This window comes from Pseudomonas kitaguniensis (assembly GCF_049199985.1).
GTDB lineage: Bacteria > Pseudomonadota > Gammaproteobacteria > Pseudomonadales > Pseudomonadaceae > Aquipseudomonas > Aquipseudomonas kitaguniensis.
The window spans coordinates 124,785-145,908 of the sequence record NZ_JBLZPT010000001.1; the positions used below are offsets into that span (position 1 = coordinate 124,785).

Consider the following 21,124-nt stretch of genomic DNA (forward strand, 5'->3'; position numbering starts at 1 on the left):
GCCCGCCGCCCGGGTAGGCGGCGGGCGATTATTCTTCGCCAGGCTGGGCCTTGCTGCGCTCGCGCTGCCACAACTCGGCGGCACCGGGAAATTCGGTGCCGTCCTCCGCGTCCAGGTCATCCGGGTCAAATCGACTCAAACATCCCTCCCCCAACGTCGCCGGGGCCTTGGAAGTGGCTTTGTCCAGTGGGTCGCTCATCAGTCAGTCCTCGACGGCAGGCAAACAAAAAGGGCCTGAGACGATTTAACGCCCAGGCCCCCTGACTGTTCAATCAAAAACGTTAAATGCCCTGATCAGAACACCACGGTTTTGTTGCCGTGCACCAGCACGCGGTCTTCCAAGTGATAGCGCAGGCCACGGGCCAGCACCATCTTCTCGACATCACGGCCAAAACGCACCATGTCTTCAATGCTGTCGCTGTGGCTGACACGCACCACGTCCTGCTCGATGATCGGCCCGGCATCGAGTTCTTCGGTGACGTAATGGCACGTTGCGCCAATCAGCTTTACGCCACGCAGCGAGGCTTGGTGATAGGGCTTGGCACCGACAAACGACGGCAGGAAGCTGTGGTGAATGTTGATCACCTTGCCTGCGTATTCGCGGCACAGCTCCGGCGGCAGGATTTGCATGTAACGCGCCAGCACCACCACATCAGCGTCGTGTTGCTTGACCAGGCGCGAGACCTCGGCGAAGGCCGGCTCCTTGTCCTGCGGGTTAACCGGGACGTGGTAATAAGGGATGCCGTGCCATTCGACCATGCTGCGCAGGTCGTCGTGGTTGGAAATGACACAGGCGATCTCGCAGTCCAGCTCATCACTGTGCCAGCGATGCAGCAGGTCGGCCAAGCAGTGGGACTCACGGCTGGCCATCAGCACCACACGCTTTTTCTGCTCGGTGTCGGTGATGTGCCAGGTCATCGAAAACTCTTCAGCGATAGGCGTAAACGCCTCACGGAAGGCTTCAAGACCAAAGGGCAGTGTGTCGGCACGAATTTCGTGACGCATGAAAAACCAACCGCTGAAATCGTCCGAGTGGTGGCTCGCCTCGGTGATCCAGCCGTTGTGGGAGGCCAGAAAGTTACTGACTTTGGCAACGATGCCAACCCGGTCCGGGCAAGCGATCACCAGCCGAAAAGTGCGCATTAGGGGGAAACTCCAGAACTTCGCAAAGGCCGCCATTCTAGCGATTACGCAGAAAAACTGCAGTAGTCCTTGCGGCTTATTCGAGCCCCTTGCACCGGCTACGCCCCCTAAGCGCGTAAGGTTTTATGCGCGCTATATGCACCCGCCAACGAACGCATGGGCTGTTAACAAAAATAAACGAGATTATTCTTAGGTAACCACCGACTAATTAACTCAATGGCAGCGCTTCACCGCAAACATTCAACGTAATTCACCTAAAAACATCCTTAAATGTTTACTTGCAGAGTTTGCCTGACTATTATTAGGCCACTTCCCCTGACAATCAGCGCTCTCCATAAGGTAGCCCACATGTCCCTGATCAACGAATACCGCGCCACCGAAGAAGCTATCAAAGAGCTGCAAGCTCGTTTGAAGAACCTGTCCGAAGACGACAAGCTGCAAACTGAGCTGGAATTCGAAGGCAAACTGCGCGCCCTGATGGGTGAATACTCCAAATCCCTGCGTGACATCATCGCGCTGCTGGATCCAGAGTCGAAAGTTAAAGCGCCGCGCGGTGCTGTGAAAACTACCGGCACCAAACGTGCTCGCAAGGTTAAGCAATACAAGAACCCGCACAACGGCGAAGTGATTGAAACCAAAGGCGGCAATCACAAAACCCTGAAAGAGTGGAAAGCCAAGTGGGGCGGCGACGTCGTTGAAGGCTGGGCTACCCTGCTGGGCTAAGCTTGGTCGGGCCTTGGCCTGATAGACGCTACATAAGAAACGCCAGCATGCTGGCGTTTTTTATTGTCCGCATAGTGTGTAACTACGTGACTACAGATTCAGCCGCGCGGCTAAAGAGTCGGCATACGCCTGCCATTGATCCAACACCTCGCGCTGAAACGATGTAGCACTTATCGCCAACTCCTGACGTGCCTGCTTAAATGCCTCAAGGGTATTCGGCGCGCCGCATTCCGACTTGGACAAACGCTGCTGACAGAAAAGTTTCCAGCGCTGTTGCTCCTCGTTGTTCAAGGTTTCAGGAAAGTTACGTGCGCGGTAGCGAAATAATAATTCCGGCAAACGCTCATCATCAAAAGGCCATGACTGACGCGCGAGCTGTAAAGGCTCTGCCGCCCGGACTTGCTCGCACAGACGACGGTCGCGGTCACCTATAAAACCATCGTAGAGCTGCTGCTCGGGGTCGCTACTCGGCGCAAAATCTTCCTCGGCATAAATGGCCGCCAACTTATCGCGCCACACTTCCTGTGCGTCAGTTAGTCGCAGCGCGCGCGCCTGGCAGACGTCAATATCCAATTGAAGCCGCTCACGGTCCTGCGCCCGCAGCACATTTAAGGGCGCAACCACCGGGCACCGGTTGATGTGAATTAACTTGAGTGGCACTGGCAGTTCACCTTCCGCCAGCTCATCACGCCGCGTGTAGAGCCGCTGGCGCAAGGTAGCGGCGTCCAGATCAAGCAAGCCCTGCGGGTCGAGCCCGAGGTCACACACAATCAGCGCATTGCGATTGCGCGGGTGCCACGCCAGGGGTAATACCACGCCGAGGTAATGCCGCTCAGCAGAAAACCGCCCGGAAATATGCACCATGGGTTGCAGCAACCGCACTTGATCCATCACCCGCTGCTTGCTGCGCAGTTGGAACAGCCAGTCATACAACTTGGGTTGTGTGTCCCGAACCAAGCGCGCCAACGCAATGGTGGCACGCACGTCCGACAAGGCATCGTGGGCCTGGCCATGGTCGATGCCGTTCGCCTCGGTCAAGCGTTCAAGCTTGAGGGTGACGCGCCCGTCCTGTTCAGGCCACACAAGCCCGTCCGGGCGCAACGCGTAGGCGGTGCGCACCACATCGATCAAATCCCAACGACTGTTACCGCCCTGCCATTCACGCGCGTAAGGGTCAAAAAAGTTGCGGTACAGGCTGTAGCGCGTCATTTCATCGTCAAAACGCAGGGTGTTGTAACCCGCGCCACAGGTGCCTGGCGCGGCCAACTCAGCGTGTACACGGGTCATGAAGTCAGCTTCAGCCAAGCCCTTCCCGGCCAGAATGCCCGGGGTAATACCGGTGATCGCGCAGGCGGCCGGATGCGGCAGAATATCGTCGCTGGGCCGGCAATAAAGATTGACCGGCGGGCCGACCTCGTTTAGTTCGAGGTCGGTACGAATACCGGCAACCTGCAACGGGCGATCGCTGCGCGGGTTGATACCGGTGGTTTCATAGTCGTACCAGAAAATGGAGGTCACGGGCTGTTCCTGTACTGAAGATCGACGAAGTCTAGGCGCTGTAAGGCGTCGGGGGCCAGCGATACCTGACTGTACAAACATCCAGCAAAAACTTGAGTGGTTGCTTCCATCGTCGACACTGCTAGCATCCGTCTCTCCTAACCGCTTTGCACTGCCAGGGATTGCAATGCCACCAGCCCCTTTGGACACCCGCTATCAGATCGAGACGCCCGAAGGCATCGATCTACCCTTGCGCCCGGCAGGCTTGCCCCCTCGCGCACTGGCCTTTGCCTTCGACCTGGGCGTGCGTGGGCTGCTCATGGGCATCCTGCTCGTGCCGCTGGCGTTGCTCGGCAATATTGGTATTGGCTTGGGTTCATTGCTGCTGTTTCTGGTCAGTTGGTGGTACATGGTGCTGTTCGAAGTGCTCAATCAAGGCTGCTCTCCGGGCAAACAGGTGATGGGCCTGCGGGTGGTGCAGGACGACGGCACGCCGGTCGGCTGGTCCGCTTCGCTGATTCGCAACCTGCTGCGTTTTGTCGATATGTTGCCCTTCGGCTACTTCCTCGGCGCCATCAGTTGCCTGCAACATCCACACTTCAAACGACTCGGCGACCTGGCAGCCGGCACCCTGGTGATCTACCGCGAACGGCCCCTGGTGCGCCCAAAAATACCTCACGCTACGGCCTTGCGCCTGCCCTTTGCCCTGGAGCTGAGCGAACAGCGCGCCATCCTTGGCTTCGCCGAACGCCAGGCTGAACTGTCCGCCGAGCGGGTGCATGAACTGGCCGCAATCCTTGCCGAGCCATTGCATGTGTCTCCGGCGCGCGCCGTCGAGCAACTCAATGGTGTCGCCCGTGGCCTGTTGGGGCCTGTATGAAACAGAGCCAGTTCGAGAGCCGTCACCAAGCCCAGTGGCAGGCCTTTGCAGAGCAACTGAAAGCATTGGAGCACGGTAAAGCCAAGCCCGGTGACGCGGCCGAGTTTCCTCATCATTATCGACGTTTATGTCAGCACCTGGCCCTGGCTCAAGAGCGCGGCTACAGCAGTTACCTGGTCGACCCGCTGGAGCAACTGGCACTGCGTGGCCACCAACAGTTGTATCGCCATCGCAGCCAATTGGGCGCGAGCCTGTTGGCTTTTATCCTGGCCGACTTCCCGCGTCTGGTGCGCGAACAATGGCGTTTCGTGCTGGTCGCCAGCCTGCTGTTCTTCGGCAGCCTGGTGGGCATAGCCCTGCTGGTGTATCTGTTTCCCGGCTTGATCTACACCATCGTCAGTGCCCAACAGGTCGCCGAGATGCAGAGCATGTACGACCCCGACGCCAGCCGCTTGGGCCGCGCCGCCGAACGTGCTTCCAGCGAGGACTGGATGATGTTTGGCTATTACGTGATGCACAACATCGGCATCGCCTTCCAGACCTTTGCCGCCGGTTTGCTGTTCGGCTTGGGCAGCGCGTTTTTTCTGATTTTCAACGGTTTGATCATCGGTGCCGTCGCCGGTCATCTGACCGAAATCGGCTATGGCCAAACGTTCTGGTCATTTGTTATCGGGCACGCTGCATTCGAATTGAGTGCCATCGCCCTCGCCGGCGCGGCAGGGTTGCAATTGGGCTGGGCGTTGATCGCGCCGGGGCCACTGGCGCGCAGTGAGTCACTGCGTTTGGCGGCGCACAAAAGCGTGCAAATACTCTGCGGTGTGATCGTGTTCCTGTTGATCGCAGCGTTTATCGAGGCCTACTGGTCTTCCACCACCACCATCGCCCCCTGGGCCAAATACCTTGTGGGCACTGCACTTTGGCTGCTGGTAGCCGCTTACCTGACCCTCGCTGGACGGACTCGCCATGCGCCTGAGTGATGCCAGCGTGGCCATTCGCCCCCGTACCACTTGGGAAGCCATAGACCTTGGCATCTTAATGGCGCGCAAATATCGCCTTCTGTTGATGAGCAGTTGGGCGCTGGTCAGCTTGCCGGTGTTTGCCCTGCTCACGGCGCTGCTCTGGGACCACCCCTCTGTCGTACTGTTAGTGTTCTGGTGGCTCAAGCCGGCGTTCGACCGTTTGCCGCTGTACATCCTGTCCAAGGCCCTGTTTGGTGAAACGCCGAGCATCAAGCAAGCCGTACGCCATTGGCCAAGCCTGCTCAAAAGCCAGTTGCTGGTCAGCCTGACCTGGCGCCGCCTCAGCTTGAGTCGCAGTTTTGTGCTGCCGGTGAGCCAGCTTGAAGGCCTGGCTGATCAGGCGCGCCAACAACGCCTCGGGGTGCTGCTACAGCACAACGCCGGCGCCGCGCGCTGGCTGACCCTCATCGGTATGCACCTGGAAGTCAGCCTGTGGCTTGGCGGCATGACGCTGCTCTACCTGTTCATTCCAGAACAGGTAGAACGCGATTGGAGCTGGCAACAGCTCGCGCTTGCGGTGGGCTCGGACTGGCTTTGGCTGGAACACCTGACCAACGCCTTTTATGCGCTGGTTCTGGTGTTCTGGGAGCCTATTTATGTGGCCTGCGGTTTCAGCCTGTACCTCAACCGACGCACTGTACTGGAAGCCTGGGACCTGGAACTGGTTTTACGCCGGTTACGCCAGCGCCTGAGCAACAGTGCGCCTTTACTGGTGCTGGTTGTGGGCCTGTTGCTGATACCCGCCAGCCCGCCGGCGATGGCTGATAGCCCGAGCGAGCAGCCACCGCTCAGTACTCAAACCGCCAGCCAATCGATCAAGCACGTGCTGGAACAGCCGCCCTTCAAAAATCCGCAAACCGTTACCCGCTACCGTTTTGGTGACGAAAAAACCGTGACTGAAAAGCACACGCACGGCGACGGTAAATTACCCGCGTGGCTTCAGGCGTTGCTGAACCAACTCAACAGCAACACCTTTAAAACGCTTGGGCAAGGGTTGGAAATACTCCTGTGGAGCCTGATGATCGGCGGCGTCGCGCTGCTGCTCTGGCGCTACCGTGAGTGGCTGCGCACGTTTGTCAGCCGGCGCCCGCAGCGCAACCCCAAAATAGCCAAGGCGGTACCGGCGCAGATGTTCGGCCTGGCGCTGGGCACAGAGACATTGCCCGAAGACATCGCCAGCGCTGCTGAACAATTATGGCCCACTCAGCCGCGCGAAGCCCTGGGCCTTCTGTACCGGGGCCTGCTCAGCCGCTTGTTGCATGACTTCAACCTGCCACTGAAAAGCGCCGATACCGAAGGCCAGGTGCTGCAGCGCGTTCACCACCTGCAACAACCGCAACTGCTGGCGTTCAGTGATGAACTGACCCGCCACTGGCAGAACCTCGCGTATGGTCACCATCTGCCGCCAGCCTTTGCCCAGCAAAAACTCTGCAACGATTGGCGGGCGCTGTTCGGTTCGGAGGCCACGCAATGAACCGGCCGTGGGTATACGTCGGGCTGCTGCTGGCGTGCGTGCTGGGAGCTGGCGCTTTTTATGCGTGGCACAAGGCAATCCCGTATGACGAAGTGGTCGATCGCGGCCCCTCGCCACTCGCCAAGGCGAACCCCTACCTGGCGGCAGAATACTTTCTGCGCCAACAAGGTCTGGCCGTTGAGCACGCCAATAGCCTTGAACGACTCACCAACCTTCCCGCCAAAGGTCATAGCCTGTTACTGCTGGGCGAACGCAGCAACATGAGCCCACGCCAAGTGGATCAATTGATGGGCTGGGCGAATTCAGGCGGCCACCTGCTGGTGGTCGCCGAAGCACTGTGGGATGAAGAAACCGGCAAAAGCGCTGACCTGCTGCTTGATCGGTTGAACATCCACCCAGTCATGAGTGAGACCGTTGACGCGCCAGCCACGCCGCGCAAAAACAAAGCGCCGGACCTGACCAAACTGTACCTCGACAATGAAACCACCCCGGCGTATTTCAGCTTCGACACCGACTTCAACCTCACCGACCCCAAGCACCTGGCGCAATTTTCCGCCAACAGCGCCGGGTCCAGCCATCTGATGCAACGCGGCCTCGGCCAGGGCACTGTGACAGTTGTAACCGACAGCGACCTGTGGAAAACCGCTGGCATCGGCAAACACGACAATGCCTGGTTGCTGTGGTACCTCAACCAGGGCACCGACGTGACCTTGCTGTTTAACAGTGACGAAGACAACCTGCTGAGCCTGTTGCTGCGCAATTTTCCGCAAGCCCTGGTGGCGCTCGTCGCGCTGATCGCCCTGGCGCTCTGGCAGGCCGGTGTGCGCCAAGGTCCGATCCAGGCACCTGCGCCCAAGGCTCGCCGGCAATTGCAGGAACACCTGCAAGCCAGCGCCGACTTCCTGCTGCGTCGCAGTGGCCAAGGCAGCCTGTTGCAAGCCTTGCAACGCGACGTGCAACGCGCAGCAAGGCGTCGTCACCCAGGCTTTGAACACCTCGACAGCGCTGAACAGTGGCAGGTGCTTGCACGCCTGACGCGCCAACCCTCCCACCTTATCCGCCAGGCCCTCGGCCCACTCCCGGCAAAACGGCTCACCAGCGCCGATTTCAGCCGTCAGGTGGCGTGCCTGCAAACTCTCAGGAATGCCCTGTGATCCGGCACTTGATTGCATCTTAGGAAAGCTGGGTAAAGACCGACTGTCGGATGGTGATTTGCCAAACAAAAGGACGCCTACTACAGTAGCAAAGCGCCACTATCGTGTGCTGGGAAGCTGGTCACACACCGCAATCGCTAGTCAATGCAGAATGGAGTTCTAATAATGGCTATCAGTGCTGTCGTTAACGCCGTCTTCAACATCGACAACAAAACCTACACCGCCTCGCTCGCCATCCCAAGTTCCGCGCCCACCAAAGAAGTGCCGTTCCTGTTCAGTGTCATCTCCCAGGCTCCCGCAGCTGGCGGCACGACTCCGCCCCCGCAAACCCTGCTCGCCGTCGCAGTGGGTGGCACCAGCGAGGTGTATGTCGCGGTGTCGCCACCGATGGACATCATCTCGGGCGCCATCGGCAGCGATGTGGTGCAAGACCTGAACGTAGTCGTCTCGGAAGGCACTTACGATCCCAAGACCCATACATTCAGCTGATCCGCGCTCGCTCATTTGGCGGGGCAATGGTCATTGCCCCGCCGCTTCGAAGCACCTTGCCTGCGGGAGGGCCACTCGCCCATGGATATCCGCGTCTCGGCACATTTTGCCTGGTCACAGATTTTTGGCGGCACGTTCGCCACCCAGAGCAAGTGCCAACTCGACCTTTCAAGCCAATACAGCCTGATCTACGCAGATTTGGCCGCCGCGAATGCTGGCGGGATGGATGTCCTTGAACTGATCAACAAAGCCTTCAATACGCAACTGCCTACCGGCAGCTTGCTGGTGCAGGATGCGGGTTTCTTCACCTTCAGCCATTTCGGCAACGGTACGCCGCCCAGTGGCACTAATCTGTTCAGCATTTTTCCACAGACTCCGGTACCCATCAGTGTGGCCAAAACCACCCTGACCATGGCCAACACTTGTGGGTTCTGGCTCACGGTAAGTCTAAAGGACATAAAACTCTTCGGCAGCTTGCTGCAGATCGGTTACGACACCTCGACGGGTGCCGGTGACACACTCTCGTTGTCCGCGCTGCTAACCAGCGGCAGTACAGCTGGCGCCGCAGTCCAACAGGCGGTCTACTCTGCAGCGCTGCCAAACATTAAGTTGTTCGGCCTGTTCGGCTTCGAGAACGTCAATATCCTCTACCAGTTCACCACGGCCAGTAAACTCAGCGTCAACGGCAATCTCACTGTCTCGCTGTTCGATCACAACTATGTTTTCAGCGGTGCGCTGGTTTCCGATGATGTCACCCAGACATTCGCCGCCTGCCTGCGGACAGCCGAGCCCGATAACATCCCGGAACTGTTCGGTGGGGCCATGAGCGGCATCTCGTTCAGCAACCTGATGTTCGGCGTCTTTGCTCGTTATGGCGACGCCACCGCGCAGAAAAACTTCCAGGTACAGGGCACAGTCAAGGTGGGTTCGGCCCAGCTCACCGGGTACATCTACCTGCAAAACAGTACCCCTCAAGTTGCCAGTGTCAAAGTCGACAAGACCCTTTCGATCGGTGATGTGTTTAACCAGTGCATCGGTAGCGTGGTATGGCCCACCTCGTTGATCGACATCGTTTTCAAGGCTGGCAGCCAGCTCTACTACTGCAACACGGCGAGCAGCCAACCGCTGAGCCTGGATACGTTTGCGTGCCCTGCCACGGCCGGCACCTTACCTGCCGCTCCGCCGGCCAGCAGCATCGTCTACCAGCCGGGTTTTAATATTCAGGCACTGTTTGACCTGACACTGGTTACCACCTTCGAAGTGGTGGGCAACATCCAGATCGCCAAGGACGGCGTCACCGCCTCCATCGCCCTGGCCAACCCCATCGACATCTACATCATGACCATCGCCGCGCCCAAAGCGACCAGCGCCAGCGGTGGCCCGGCGCTGGCGATATCCACGGTGGCGGGCAAACAGTCGATGGGGTTTGCCGGCAGTGTGTGGTTCATGCAGGCATCATTCGGCGTCGATGTCAGCGTGATGAGCAGCAAGAACAGCAAGGGCAACATGCAAATCGACGGCACGCTAACCGCGCTGTCCGATTACTCGCCCTTCCTGCCGAAAAACACCTCGCTGGGGGTGCGCTACAGCAAGGATGATGGCGGTTTCCAGGTCACCAACTGGCCGAGCTTCGACTACCTGACCAAGGCGATCGACTTCATCAAGACGCTGCAAGAGCTGTCCGATCAAGGCAGTTCCGGATGCGGCAAGTTGGTAGACTTCGCCTTCAAGTCCTTGCTTGCATCGACGTTCAACATAAGCGTGTCGTTCAGCACACAGGACGACGGCGTAAGCCTGCAACTGAACGGCAAATACACCCTGTCGGTTGCAGGCACTTCACTGACCGCGGTGGCGATCCCCTTTCCTGCAATGGTTTCGATCCCATTGCCCAACTCGATCAAATTTTCGGAATTCGGGGGTTACATCGACCGTGCGCTCGCCGGCGCCGCAGAATCGTTCGTCAAAGGCTTGGCAAGCAACAGCGAGGCCATCGCAGCAGTAATCGGCCTGACGGCTGGCAAGGCTGCAGCGTCATACGCCGCCACACTGGCCTGCCAAAGCCTGATCGACGGCGCCGCCGCCGACGCCGTCGCGGCAACCGAGGCCGCAGCGCTGGCGGCAGCCGAAGCGGCCGCCGCCGGAGCAGCGGGCGCAGCTGCAGCGGTAGCCGGTACGGTTTTGGCTATCATCTCGATCGTTGGCGGGACAGGTACCGGAACAGGAACGGGAACGGGAACCGGGACAGGCACTGGGACCGGTACAGGAACGGGTACAGGCACAGGCACAGGCACCCAAAGTGCGCCCGACCACCCCAGCATCAGCATCGCCAACCGAGTAGTGACACTTACCTGGGGTGGTGGCCAGGGCAACGCCGGCTATAACGCGCAATTGCTCGACAGTGCCGCAAAAGTGCTGCTCGACCAGCCTGGTCTGAACATGACCGCGCGCGCGACCCAGTTCGATTTCGACGCGCAATGGTCCGCTGGCCCCTATAAGGCCCAGGTACAGGGTGTCCATGGCGACACCAAAACTGAATGGGCCGACGCAACGTTCCAGCGTCTTGCCGCGCCGACAGCCCTGCTGGCGCACGCCGACAGCAGCATTATCGCGCCTGACTGTGGCGTAGTGCTGAGCTGGACAGCCGTGCCCGAAGCGCAGTCCTATGTGCTCTCCAGCACTCATGCAGGCAGCGCCTGGGTAGCTGACCGTCACATCGAACCGGCGCAACCACACCAGGCGCCGCCCACGCAGTGCTCGATCACCTTTGATGTGGCGGCACCTGTCGGCGACTTCGGTTTCAGCCTGGTCACACAAGGCAGCAATACCACCGTGGCTAGCCCTGCAAGCGCAGTGCTGACCCTGAATCGTTTGGGTCAACCGCAGAAGCTGCAAGCCAGCAGTGCCGGCAGCAGCGCCACTCTGCGCTGGCAGGCAGTCGCAAATGCCACGCGCTACCAGGCGGTCATACACAGTGCCGACAGCCCGTTGCAAGTCACCGAGCTGCAGACAAGCGCACAGGGCGACGAGTTGATTGCCGCGCTGACACTGACCGGCATCGCTGGCTCGCCACGGCTTTACCACCTGCTGGTGCAGGCCATACCTGCCGTGGGCCAAGAAGGCATCCTGCCCGGCGTTCCTTCGACCACGGTGGATATCACCATCACGCTATACGCCAACGCCGTAGAGATGACGACCGCGCTCAATGGCCAGAAGGTCGAGGCCACCCTTTGCGCCCAACAGGTGTTGCAAGCGTTCCCGAGCCTGAACCTCGATACACTGGCCAGCGCCATGGCCCAAGGCGGTTACGCGCTGGCCGACACCAGCAAAGGCCTTATGGCAGTGTGGCCGCAGACCTCACCACAAGACCTGGCGGCAGCGCTGGCACAGGCTTACGCAGATCCGGAGCAAATGGCCAGCCGTCTGTTTGCGCAGGGCGTGACGGGCGCCGACTGCGGGCCTCAGCTGTTGCGCACGTTCCCCACGCTAACCCTCGACACCCTGGCCAGTGCCATGGCCAAGGGCGGTTACGTGGTGGCCGAGACCAGCAAGGGCCTGCTCGCCGCTTGGCCACAAACGCCGCCGCAGGCGCTGGCAGAGGCGTTGATCCAAGCCTACCCCGGCCCGGTACAGACGGCGCGTGCCCTGCGTGCCCAAGGCGCAAACGGCGCGGCCTGTGCAACCGGTCTGCTCAAGGCATTCCCCAAACTGGTCGATACGGATTTGGCCGCGGCCATGGCGCAAGCCGGGTACCCGGCAGCGGACACCGGCGAAGGACTCAAGGCAGCGTTCCCCAGCCTGTCACCCCTGGACCTGTCCATCGCGCTGGTCAGCGCTTATCACTGAAGCAAGGAGCCTTATGACAACTGATATCCCGCGCCTGATCAGCCTGCTACAACCTCTGCGCCAGCAAGGCATACCCGCCGTGCAGGCAGCGAGCAGCGTGCTGGCGCAACTCGACGCCCACGCCTCGATCACGCGCCGAGCCGATACTGACGCACAACGCTCAGCGTTGGCCCAGGCGCTGTCTCAGGCCTACGCGCCGGTCACACTCAACGAGATGGCCAGCATTCTGCACCAGCTCTACCCAGCGCTTGGACCAGTCGATATCGGCAAGATCCTGCTGGCACCGGGGGTATTCCCCGCAGCCACAGCCGTGCAGATGCAGAGCGCACTGGTCGCAGCGGGCTTTTCAGCGGCGGCGGTGGCCGATGCCATCAAGGTGCTCTACCCCGCCCCGCCCGTTCAGGAGCCGTTCGCGACAATCGCCACCTCGATGCAAGCCGGCAACCGTGGCATTGAATTGTGGGTAGCCGGCACATCGGGGCAGGTCTGGACCTTGTACCAACGCAGCGCCGGTGACAACTGGAGCAACTGGGAAGGCCCTGGCTTCAAAAACCAGCCGACGCCGTTGCACCAACTGGCAGCTGCACTACAGAACAATGGCAACGTATTGTTTGCCGGGCTCGACGGCGCAGGCAGTGTCTGGACCTGCAGCCAGGGCGGCCCCGGCGGTGACTGGGACGCCTGGAGCGGCCCCAACGTGGGCGTCCAGCCGTGTGCCTTCGAGCAACTGGCGGCATCGCAACAGGGTGGCAGCCGTGGCGTCGAGCTGTGGGCGGCGGGTGCTGACGGTCAAGTCTGGACCTTGTACCAAATCACCGCGGGCGGCCCTTGGAGCCAATGGGAAGGCCCCGGCTTCAAGGGCCAGCCAGCCCCGCTGTTCAAGCTGGCCGCTGCGCAACAGAGTAATGGCAGCGTGATGTTCTGGGGGCTGGACCGCGAGGGCAAGCTGTGGGGTATCAGCCAGCACTCGGCCGGTGGCGACTGGGACGCTTGGCAAGGCCCGGGGTTTATCGGACAGCCCGAAGCCTTTACCTCTATTGCCGCCTCGCAACAACAGGGCAACCGAGGTGTGGAGCTATGGGGTATCGGCGCCAGCGGCCAGGTATGGACGTTGTACCAAACCGCCCCCGGCGGCACCTGGAGCAAATGGGAAGGCCCTGGCTTCAAGGGGCAGCCGAAGCCGATGAAGAACATCGCAGCGGCCTTGCAGAACAATGGTTGTGTACTGCTGTGGGCTGTGGACAACGACAATCAGCTCTGGCATATCGCCCAAGGTTCAGCGGGTGGCGACTGGTTGGGCTGGGCCAGCACCAGCCCGCCACCGCAAGGCTGATCGGCCGCTCTGACACTCACAAGGCAGGCGTCACCCCACCTAAAGGAGCACCCGCATGACAATCGATGTACAACCCTTGATTGGCCTCCTGCAACCCCTTAAGCAGCAAGGCCTTGGCGCAAGTGACGCGGTGCGCACCGCGCTGGCGTCGGCATCAACCGGTATCGGCGCCATGGCGTTCGCACTGCCGCACGAGGAACTGGTTCGTAACGGCGCCGTGGTGGCCGAAGCGGTGCACGAAGTGTTCGCGCCCATCACTGCGGCGGCACTGGCAATCACCCTGCATGACATCTATCCGGGTCTGACGGCACTCGACATTGGTACGATCATTCTTGGCCCTAAAGTGCTGCCCGGTACGCCGGCGCCTGAAATGGCCAGCGCCCTGTCCGGTGCAGGTTTCGATACCGCCAGCACCAGCGATGCCGTCAATGTGCTTTACCCTATCACGCTAACCGTACAGGCCAACCAGGCCTGGCAAGCCAGCGGGCTGACGGTAACCGGCCGCCAGGTCACGCACATCAGCGCGCAAGGGGTGTGGACCGCCAACCCCGCCACCGGCATGGTTGGCCCCGCAGGCAACCCCGCTTACAGAGCACCCGCACGCTACACGTTGCCCGGTGCGCCGGAAGCCGCATTGATCGGCCAAATCGGCAGCAATCCGCCATTCCTGGTGGGCGACGGCGTGCAAGCACCGGCGGGCCAGTCGGGGCCGCTGCAGTTGTGTATCAACGATGACCTGGACGGAGTCTACGGGGTAGGTTTGCGCGACAACGTCGGCACGCTGCAGGTGAACCTGCAAACCCAAGGCAGTTGAGGCCTGCCTGCCCGGCGCCGCAAGGTGCCGGGAGTTCCTGTATTACGCCTGATCAGCACGCGCGCGCTCACCGTAAAGCAGGGTGATGTTGATGCGCTGATTGGCGTAGCCAGGGCGAAATGCAAGCGGCGCAGTGGCATGGAACAGGTCCGAATTAAAGATGATCGCGCGATTGCAGCGGTAGGGAATCACCAGCGGCTGAGCGCCCGACGCCTCCAGGAACGCGGCGATCCGATCACCTTGCCGGTTGTAGGTGTCGAAGTCCCAGTCCTGCGGTGCCTCAACGTCGTAGATCAGCATGCCGCCTGAGCTCTTATCCAGGTTCGCTTCATCAGGAGTGATCCAGAAATTCACGTTCACCGCGGCGAAGTCGGCATGTGGATAAGTGGCCGGCTGGTCATGCCCGTACTTGAACCCCCACAGCTGCAACAGCGGGTGCCGGGGGCCGATCACCTGCGCAAAGTACTGCTGGATTTCTTCGGCAACCTGCAGCAGCAACGGGCAGTTAAAACCGTCCCTGAAGAATGCCCCCAGGCGGCCATGCGCGTAACGGTTGGTATGCCATACGGTGGATTGCAGGCAGAACTCTTGCAGTTGCTTCAACGCGTGTGGCGTCAGGAAATCATCGATCACCACCACGCCCAGCGGGCTCTGCTGGTAATCCTGCTGCGCTCGACGCAGCGCCTCGCCAGCGTTTAACGCACCCGCGTCCTGGCGTGCGACCGGCAGATGGTGAATGACTCGACCATAGGTGGATTTCAGCGGCGTGGCCTCGTACAACCGCTGCTGCAAAATACTGTCGCTCTCATTGAAGCACTGCAGCGCGGCGTCATAGTCGTCGATGACGGCAGCCAATTGCGCACTGATTAGTTGCCGATCACGCAGGTAGCGCAACTGCTCAAGATCATGCCTCAGCTTGCCTCGGCTGAGCTTGGGCGCAGGCATGGGAACCTCCGGGATATCGCCTGGTAACGGGTGCCAGACACTGCCGCGCGTGACCGCTGCGTGGCGCAACGCCCATTGCCCTGCGTCGGCCAAGTCATTGGCCCGCAGCGCCGTGCTGGTGAGGTTGTCCAACACTTCGGGGTCATGCGGATACAGCTCGACCAGCACCTGCCACATGCTGCGTGCGGTATCGTACTGGCCCGTGTATGCATACAGATGGGCAAGCAGATAGGCCAGATTGGCACGAGCCAACACGTAACCCGGTTCCAGGCGCAAGGCAGACGTGTAACTGCCGATGGCGTCTTCGTTGTGGCCCTGAGCCTGCAAGGCCCAGCCTAAATTGTTGTGCGCGACAGACCATTCGGGCTGGTGTTGTACAGCGTACCGAAAGCAGACCTCGGCAGCCTCGAAACAGCCCTGCAGACACAACCGATGCCCTTCATCGTTCTGCGCCAACACAAGCTCCGAAGCGCTTTGCGCGGGCAGCATGCCTGGGTTGGCCTGTGCGGTTCCGTAGCGTGCGCTGGATGCTGGCGCCATCAAGCGAACCCCCTGAATTTTTTCAGGCCAAGGCTCAAAGTTATGCACAGGCCGAGGCCTTTAACGTGCGGCGTGAAGCGGCTGTTGTGTTCTGCGTTCATGCTCACGTCCTTGTGAAAGTACCAGTGAATGCCGCACGGCAAGCATAGTCGAGAAACAACCTCGGACGGCATGAGGGTGTTGATGCGTTAATGCAATTGCTATTGTGCAGGCAGGCAGTCACTTACTTGCGCCTTGAACAATACGAGAACCGTTGAATAAGGTCAGTACCTGAATTATGGAAGATGAAAAAATCAGTAAGGGTTCGGACGTTGCGAGCGATTCCCACACCGCCATCGCACTCACCGCAGACAGCCTCCAGCACGCCAGCCAACAGGCACAGGCCCTGCGCGTTGAACTGCGCAAGGCGGTGATCGGCCAGGATCAGGTGATCGACGATGTACTCACCGCGTTGATCGCTGGCGGCCATGTGCTGCTCGAAGGCGTACCCGGCCTTGGCAAAACGCTGCTGGTGCGTGCGCTGGCGCGGTGTTTTGGTGGCGATTACGCGCGTATCCAGTTCACCCCGGACCTGATGCCCAGCGATGTCACCGGCCACGCCGTGTACGACCTGCACACCGAGCAGTTCAAGCTGCGCAAAGGCCCGGTGTTTACTCACCTGTTACTGGCCGACGAAATCAACCGCGCCCCGGCCAAAACCCAAGCTGCACTGCTCGAAGCGATGCAGGAGCGCCAGGTGACGCTTGAGGGCGAAGCGCTGCCCATTGGTCAGCCGTTCATGGTGTTGGCGACCCAGAACCCTATCGAACAGGAAGGTACGTACCCGCTGCCAGAGGCTGAGTTGGACCGCTTTATGCTCAAAGTGCGCATGGACTACCCGGACGCGCAACAGGAACTGCAGATGGTGCGCGAGGTGACGCGCTCGTCCCGGGCCGACATGTTGGATGTACACCCTTTGCGTACCGTGTTGCAGGCGCGGGATGTGCTGCACCTGCAGCAGATCGCCAGTGAGTTGGCCCTGGATGAACAGGTGCTCGACTACGCCGTGCGCCTGGCTCGAGCCACCCGTACGTGGCCTGGGCTGGCCATCGGCGCCGGCCCCCGAGCGTCCATCGCCCTGGTGCGCGGCGCCCGCGCCCGGGCTTTGTTGCGCGGTGGCGTGTTCGTCACCCCGGACGACATCAAGGGGTGCGCACTGGCGGTACTGCGTCATCGGGTGCGCATTGCGCCGGAGCTGGACATCGAAGGCCTGGAGGTCGACCAGGTGCTCAAGCAGTTGCTGGACCAGATTCCGGCCCCGCGTCAGTGACTCGCCGATGAAGCCGACCCGACTGTTGTTGAGCTGGCTGGGTGTACTGCTGGGCCTGAACATTCTGCTCGGCGCGGCAGTGGCGCTGCAGTTCAACGTACCCCGCACGTTGCACTCGATAGCCTGGGGTTTGCTGCTGGCGCTGTTGCTGCTGACGTTACTGGATGCCGCGCGTCTGCGCCGCCGCCCCACTGTGCAGGTGCAACGGCAAATGCCCGGCAGCCTGGCACTCGGGCGTTGGGGTGAAGTTCGCCTGACCCTCACGCACACTTGCGCGCAGCCGCTGACGGTGCAGGTGTTCGATCACGTCCCGGATGGCCTGAGCCTGCAAAACCTGCCTCAGACCCTTGAGCTGCGCCCCGGTGAAAGCAGCGAAGTCGGCTATCGCCTGCGCCCTCTGCGCCGTGGGCACTTCAGTTTCAGCCGCTGTGAAATTCAACTGCCCAGCCCGCTTGGAATGTGGTCCGCGCGACGCTTTGTCGAGGTCGAGGATGCTACCCGTGTTTACCCGGATTTCGCCCGCTTATACGGCGCACAATTGCTCGGTGTGGATAACTGGCTGAGCCAGCTCGGCGTGCGTCAACATCAGCGGCGGGGGCTGGGGCTGGAATTCCATCAACTGCGTGAGTTTCGCGAAGGCGACAGCCTGCGCCAGATCGACTGGAAGGCCACCGCACGCCAACGCACGCCGATCGCTCGGCAATACCAGGATGATCGCGACCAACAAATTGTATTCATGCTTGATTGCGGCCGGCGCATGCGCAGCCAGGACGGCGAGTTATCGCACTTCGACCACGCGCTTAACGCTTGCCTGTTGCTGAGTTATGTCGCGCTGCGTCAGGGCGACGCGGTGGGCCTGTGCACCTTTGCCGGTGATGCGCCGCGCTACCTGGCGCCCGTCAAGGGCAGCAGCCAACTGAACCTGCTGCTCAACGCGGTGTATGACCTCGATACCACCCGGCGAACCGCCGACTATCAGGCTGCCGCCAGCCAGCTACTGGCCCGGCAAAAACGTCGAGCCCTGGTCATCGTAATCACCAACCTGCGCGATGAGGACGATGACGCACTGATAACCGCGGTCAAGCGCATCGGTCGCCAGCACCGGGTGTTGGTGGCCAGTCTGCGCGAGGAGGTGCTTGATCAACTGCGCCAAGCGCCTGTGCAAACCTTGCCTGAAGCGCTGATTTACAGCGGCACGGTGGACTACCTGAATACCCGAAACGAACTGCATGATCGCCTGAGCGCGCATGGTGTATCGGTAGTGGATACATCCCCGCCGGAGCTTGGCGCCGCACTGGTGACACGCTATCTGGGCTGGAAAAAAGCCGGCGCATTCTGAGTAAACTGGCGGGGTTCAGGCGGACGCCTGTAATGGGTCGAAACTGAAGTAGTTCACCAAGGCGTTGATCAACTGTACATATTCATCGCAGGCCTGAACCACACGGAACCCCGAGTCATAATGCAGAGGGTTGATGTCTTCATGGCTCCACAAACACGTCGCCGTGAGGTCAATGATGTGGAACTCGCCGTCTGCGCCAGGAATTTTCAAGCACAGGTCGAAATCCGCGTTGACCATCATCGGCAAGTGGCTGATCAGCATCAGCCCCTGTTCGGAAGCATTGCCGAGGAAGCCGATGGGTTTGTCGGTAATACGATTGAATACCTGCAGGAAGCAGGTTAATTCATGCCGCTCGATCCTTCGGTGGGTAAACATGTGAGTTCGCCATCCAATGGCCATGCCCTGGCCGTGCCTATGATTCGGAACGAGCCAATGGCTCACTCTCCCTGAGGCTCGGCGTGACAAAAACATCGTATTGGTCACTAAACAAATGCCGAGTCAGGTTTAAGCATTCGTATGAATATAAACCTCTACAAACGAACATCTAAACAATAGCCCAATACCGGCATCGAGCCACCCACTCAATCACAAATATAATTACAACGACGCCGGGCGTGGCTGCGCAACACTGGCGCCGGGGTAATGCCCTAACTGCTGCAGGGTATCGAGCCTGGCGCGGGCACGGTAAGCGTATTCGCTTGCGGGGTATTGGCTGATGATGAACTGATAGGTTTGTACGGCATCAACAAACAATTTTTGACGTTCCAGGCATTGCCCGCGCAACATTGAAACCTCGGGTTGTACATAACGACGGGTGCGGCTCTCGCGGTCGACCTGCGACAACTCCAGAGTAACGCGCTGGCAATCACCCACCCCGTAGGCGCGGTAAGCGTTATTCAAATGGTGGTCCATCGACCAGCGGGTACAGCCGACAACACTGACGGCCAGGGCAGCAACGAGCAAAATTCGCATAGGGGTTCTCCTGTCTTGTGCAGTGTATCGACCCCTGGCCGAAAATCTTCAAGGATGTTGGTCTATTCAACCGCAGCAAAAACAAGCCGATCGTCGATAAGTAGTGCAAACGAACAATGACTACAACGAAAGAGCATAGTAGCCTTCCCCAGCGCTTGAACTCAGGAGTCTGTGCATGTCCGTCCGTCGTACCAAAATCGTCGCCACCCTTGGCCCGGCCAGTAACTCGCCGGAAGTCCTCGAACAGCTGATTCTGGCTGGTTTGGACGTTGCCCGTCTGAACTTCTCCCACGGCACCCCGGACGAGCACAAGGCTCGCGCCAAGCTGGTGCGTGACCTGGCCGCCAAACATGGCCGTTTCGTGGCATTGCTGGGTGACCTGCAAGGCCCGAAAATCCGCATCGCCAAATTCGCCAACAAGCGGATCGAGCTGAAAATCGGTGACAAATTCACCTTCTCCACCAGCCATCCGCTGACCGACGGCAACCAGGAAGTCGTGGGTATCGACTACCCGGACCTGGTCAAAGACTGCGGCGTCGGTGACGAGTTGCTGCTGGACGACGGCCGTGTGGTTATGCGCGTCGACACCGCAACCCCGACTGAACTGAACTGCACCGTGATCATCGGCGGCCCGCTGTCCGACCACAAAGGCATCAACCGTCGCGGCGGTGGCCTGACAGCCCCGGCACTGACTGAAAAAGACAAGGCCGACATCAAGCTCGCCGCCGAAATGGAAGTGGACTACCTCGCCGTGTCCTTCCCGCGCGACGCCGCCGACATGGAATACGCACGCAAACTGCGCGACGAAGCCGGCGGTACTGCCTGGCTGGTGGCGAAGATCGAACGCGCCGAAGCCGTGGCCAATGATGAAACCCTCGACGGCCTGATCAAGGCGTCCGACGCCGTGATGGTTGCCCGTGGCGACCTCGGCGTGGAAATCGGTGATGCCGAGCTGATCGGTATTCAGAAGAAGATCATCCTGCACGCACGCCGCCACAACAAAGCGGTGATCGTTGCGACCCAGATGATGGAGTCGATGATCCAAAACCCGATGCCGACCCGCGCCGAAGTGTCCGACGTGGCCAACGCCGTGCTCGACTACACCGATGCCGTGATGCTCTCGGCTGAAAGTGCTGCTGGCCCCTATCCGCTGGAAGCTGTTCAAGCCATGGCGCGTATTTGCATCGGCGCCGAAAAGCACCCGACCAGCAAGACCTCCAGCCACCGCATCGGCAAAGAGTTCGAAAGCTGCGACCAGAGCATCGCCCTGGCCGCCATGTACACCGCGAACCACTTCCCGGGCGTTAAAGCGATCATCGCCTTGACCGAAAGTGGCTACACGCCGCTGATCATGTCGCGCATCCGTTCCTCGGTGCCGATCTACGCGTTCTCCCCGCACCGCGAAACCCAAGCGCGCGCGGCGATGTTCCGTGGCGTGTACACCGTACCGTTCGACCCGGCGTCGTTGCCGCCGCATGAAGTCAGCCAGGCTGCCATCGACGAGCTGATCAAGCGCGGCGTTGTGGAGAAAGGCGACTGGGTCATCCTGACCAAGGGCGACAGCTACCACACCATCGGCGGCACCAACGGCATGAAAATCCTGCACGTTGGCGACCCGATGGTCTGATGTGACAGGCTGAAAAACCAAAG

The 21,124-nt window shown here is 60.3% G+C and carries 18 protein-coding genes; 12 read left to right on the forward strand and 6 right to left on the reverse strand.

The window, feature by feature from the left end; all coding sequences use genetic code 11:
- Positions 1-28: 28 nt before the first annotated feature.
- Together ACOZK9_RS00640 and purU are read right to left on the reverse strand one after the other, a co-directional pair.
- Positions 29-199: a hypothetical protein gene (locus ACOZK9_RS00640; protein WP_162839871.1), complete on the reverse strand. Its 171-nt coding sequence runs from the start codon at positions 197-199 to the stop codon at positions 29-31.
- A gap of 95 nt (positions 200-294) precedes the next feature.
- The gene (purU, locus tag ACOZK9_RS00645) at positions 295-1,143 is read right to left on the reverse strand and encodes a formyltetrahydrofolate deformylase (RefSeq protein ID WP_421555088.1); all 849 of its coding nucleotides are present in this window, start codon (positions 1,141-1,143) and stop codon (positions 295-297) included.
- A 348-nt stretch (positions 1,144-1,491) separates the two neighbouring features.
- Between purU and mvaT the strand changes: the two genes are divergently transcribed.
- Positions 1,492-1,866 carry a histone-like nucleoid-structuring protein MvaT gene (gene mvaT, locus ACOZK9_RS00650; RefSeq protein ID WP_058412501.1) on the forward strand — a complete coding sequence of 125 codons (375 nt, stop codon included), beginning with the start codon at positions 1,492-1,494 and terminating at the stop codon, positions 1,864-1,866.
- A gap of 90 nt (positions 1,867-1,956) precedes the next feature.
- Here mvaT and sbcB read toward each other — a convergent pair whose 3' ends face one another.
- Positions 1,957-3,384 carry an exodeoxyribonuclease I gene (gene sbcB, locus ACOZK9_RS00655; protein ID WP_421555089.1) on the reverse strand — a complete coding sequence of 476 codons (1,428 nt, stop codon included), beginning with the start codon at positions 3,382-3,384 and terminating at the stop codon, positions 1,957-1,959.
- 166 nt (positions 3,385-3,550) lie between these two features.
- Between sbcB and ACOZK9_RS00660 the strand changes: the two genes are divergently transcribed.
- The 8 genes from ACOZK9_RS00660 (at position 3,551) to ACOZK9_RS00695 (ending at position 14,369) form a co-directional block, all read left to right on the forward strand.
- Entirely contained in the window at positions 3,551-4,243 is a 693-nt protein-coding gene (locus tag ACOZK9_RS00660) for an RDD family protein (RefSeq protein ID WP_421555090.1), read from the forward strand.
- The gene (locus ACOZK9_RS00665; protein WP_421555091.1) at positions 4,240-5,220 is read left to right on the forward strand and encodes a stage II sporulation protein M; all 981 of its coding nucleotides are present in this window, start codon (positions 4,240-4,242) and stop codon (positions 5,218-5,220) included. The genes ACOZK9_RS00660 and ACOZK9_RS00665 overlap by 4 nt, the downstream gene beginning before the upstream one ends.
- Positions 5,207-6,736 carry a DUF4129 domain-containing protein gene (locus ACOZK9_RS00670; protein WP_421555092.1) on the forward strand — a complete coding sequence of 510 codons (1,530 nt, stop codon included), beginning with the start codon at positions 5,207-5,209 and terminating at the stop codon, positions 6,734-6,736. The genes ACOZK9_RS00665 and ACOZK9_RS00670 overlap by 14 nt, the downstream gene beginning before the upstream one ends.
- Positions 6,733-7,890, forward strand: a complete 1,158-nt coding sequence (locus ACOZK9_RS00675) for a DUF4350 domain-containing protein (RefSeq protein ID WP_421555093.1) — start codon at positions 6,733-6,735, stop codon at positions 7,888-7,890. The genes ACOZK9_RS00670 and ACOZK9_RS00675 overlap by 4 nt, the downstream gene beginning before the upstream one ends.
- 165 nt (positions 7,891-8,055) lie before the next feature.
- Positions 8,056-8,379 (forward strand): hypothetical protein, encoded by a 324-nt coding sequence (locus tag ACOZK9_RS00680; protein ID WP_122251924.1) that lies wholly within the window; start codon positions 8,056-8,058, stop codon positions 8,377-8,379.
- A gap of 81 nt (positions 8,380-8,460) precedes the next feature.
- The gene (locus ACOZK9_RS00685) at positions 8,461-12,222 is read left to right on the forward strand and encodes a hypothetical protein (RefSeq protein WP_421555094.1); all 3,762 of its coding nucleotides are present in this window, start codon (positions 8,461-8,463) and stop codon (positions 12,220-12,222) included.
- Positions 12,223-12,235: 13 nt separating this feature from the next.
- Complete coding sequence (locus ACOZK9_RS00690) at positions 12,236-13,555, forward strand: PLL family lectin (protein ID WP_421555095.1); 1,320 nt, start codon at positions 12,236-12,238, stop codon at positions 13,553-13,555.
- Between the two features lie 55 nt (positions 13,556-13,610).
- Complete coding sequence (locus ACOZK9_RS00695; RefSeq protein ID WP_421555096.1) at positions 13,611-14,369, forward strand: hypothetical protein; 759 nt, start codon at positions 13,611-13,613, stop codon at positions 14,367-14,369.
- Between the two features lie 42 nt (positions 14,370-14,411).
- On the opposite strand, the gene ACOZK9_RS00700 is transcribed toward ACOZK9_RS00695, so the two are convergent.
- Positions 14,412-15,854, reverse strand: a complete 1,443-nt coding sequence (locus tag ACOZK9_RS00700; RefSeq protein WP_152748863.1) for a tetratricopeptide repeat protein — start codon at positions 15,852-15,854, stop codon at positions 14,412-14,414.
- Between the two features lie 277 nt (positions 15,855-16,131).
- Between ACOZK9_RS00700 and ACOZK9_RS00705 the strand changes: the two genes are divergently transcribed.
- Both ACOZK9_RS00705 and ACOZK9_RS00710 read left to right on the forward strand, forming a co-directional pair.
- Positions 16,132-17,163, forward strand: coding sequence for an AAA family ATPase (locus ACOZK9_RS00705; RefSeq protein WP_259642705.1), 1,032 nt, complete (start codon positions 16,132-16,134; stop codon positions 17,161-17,163).
- Positions 17,164-17,170: 7 nt separating this feature from the next.
- On the forward strand, positions 17,171-18,502 hold the full coding sequence (locus tag ACOZK9_RS00710; protein ID WP_421555097.1) for a DUF58 domain-containing protein: 1,332 nt from the start codon (positions 17,171-17,173) through the stop codon (positions 18,500-18,502).
- Positions 18,503-18,517: 15 nt separating this feature from the next.
- Here ACOZK9_RS00710 and ACOZK9_RS00715 read toward each other — a convergent pair whose 3' ends face one another.
- The gene (locus tag ACOZK9_RS00715; protein WP_058412508.1) at positions 18,518-18,877 is read right to left on the reverse strand and encodes a hypothetical protein; all 360 of its coding nucleotides are present in this window, start codon (positions 18,875-18,877) and stop codon (positions 18,518-18,520) included.
- A 222-nt stretch (positions 18,878-19,099) separates the two neighbouring features.
- A complete protein-coding gene (locus tag ACOZK9_RS00720; protein WP_058412509.1) occupies positions 19,100-19,474 on the reverse strand; it encodes a tetratricopeptide repeat protein in 375 nt (124 codons plus the stop codon).
- A 175-nt stretch (positions 19,475-19,649) separates the two neighbouring features.
- Between ACOZK9_RS00720 and pyk the strand changes: the two genes are divergently transcribed.
- Complete coding sequence (gene pyk, locus ACOZK9_RS00725) at positions 19,650-21,101, forward strand: pyruvate kinase (protein ID WP_058412510.1); 1,452 nt, start codon at positions 19,650-19,652, stop codon at positions 21,099-21,101.
- The last annotated feature ends 23 nt before the right edge of the window (positions 21,102-21,124 follow it).

What these genes read in the sequence shown, in the direction of transcription:
- pyk (WP_058412510.1), top strand. Translation starts at nt 19,650, where the DNA reads ATGTCCGTCCGTCGTACCAAAATCGTCGCCACCCTTGGCCCGGCCAGT.
- purU (WP_421555088.1), bottom strand. Translation starts at nt 1,143, where the DNA reads ATGCGCACTTTTCGGCTGGTGATCGCTTGCCCGGACCGGGTTGGCATC.
- ACOZK9_RS00680 (WP_122251924.1), top strand. Translation starts at nt 8,056, where the DNA reads ATGGCTATCAGTGCTGTCGTTAACGCCGTCTTCAACATCGACAACAAA.
- ACOZK9_RS00670 (WP_421555092.1), top strand. Translation starts at nt 5,207, where the DNA reads ATGCGCCTGAGTGATGCCAGCGTGGCCATTCGCCCCCGTACCACTTGG.
- ACOZK9_RS00675 (WP_421555093.1), top strand. Translation starts at nt 6,733, where the DNA reads ATGAACCGGCCGTGGGTATACGTCGGGCTGCTGCTGGCGTGCGTGCTG.
- ACOZK9_RS00705 (WP_259642705.1), top strand. Translation starts at nt 16,132, where the DNA reads ATGGAAGATGAAAAAATCAGTAAGGGTTCGGACGTTGCGAGCGATTCC.
- ACOZK9_RS00720 (WP_058412509.1), bottom strand. Translation starts at nt 19,474, where the DNA reads ATGCGAATTTTGCTCGTTGCTGCCCTGGCCGTCAGTGTTGTCGGCTGT.
- ACOZK9_RS00690 (WP_421555095.1), top strand. Translation starts at nt 12,236, where the DNA reads ATGACAACTGATATCCCGCGCCTGATCAGCCTGCTACAACCTCTGCGC.
- ACOZK9_RS00685 (WP_421555094.1), top strand. Translation starts at nt 8,461, where the DNA reads ATGGATATCCGCGTCTCGGCACATTTTGCCTGGTCACAGATTTTTGGC.
- ACOZK9_RS00660 (WP_421555090.1), top strand. Translation starts at nt 3,551, where the DNA reads ATGCCACCAGCCCCTTTGGACACCCGCTATCAGATCGAGACGCCCGAA.
- ACOZK9_RS00665 (WP_421555091.1), top strand. Translation starts at nt 4,240, where the DNA reads ATGAAACAGAGCCAGTTCGAGAGCCGTCACCAAGCCCAGTGGCAGGCC.
- ACOZK9_RS00710 (WP_421555097.1), top strand. Translation starts at nt 17,171, where the DNA reads ATGAAGCCGACCCGACTGTTGTTGAGCTGGCTGGGTGTACTGCTGGGC.
- ACOZK9_RS00640 (WP_162839871.1), bottom strand. Translation starts at nt 199, where the DNA reads ATGAGCGACCCACTGGACAAAGCCACTTCCAAGGCCCCGGCGACGTTG.
- mvaT (WP_058412501.1), top strand. Translation starts at nt 1,492, where the DNA reads ATGTCCCTGATCAACGAATACCGCGCCACCGAAGAAGCTATCAAAGAG.
- ACOZK9_RS00700 (WP_152748863.1), bottom strand. Translation starts at nt 15,854, where the DNA reads ATGGCGCCAGCATCCAGCGCACGCTACGGAACCGCACAGGCCAACCCA.
- ACOZK9_RS00695 (WP_421555096.1), top strand. Translation starts at nt 13,611, where the DNA reads ATGACAATCGATGTACAACCCTTGATTGGCCTCCTGCAACCCCTTAAG.
- ACOZK9_RS00715 (WP_058412508.1), bottom strand. Translation starts at nt 18,877, where the DNA reads ATGTTTACCCACCGAAGGATCGAGCGGCATGAATTAACCTGCTTCCTG.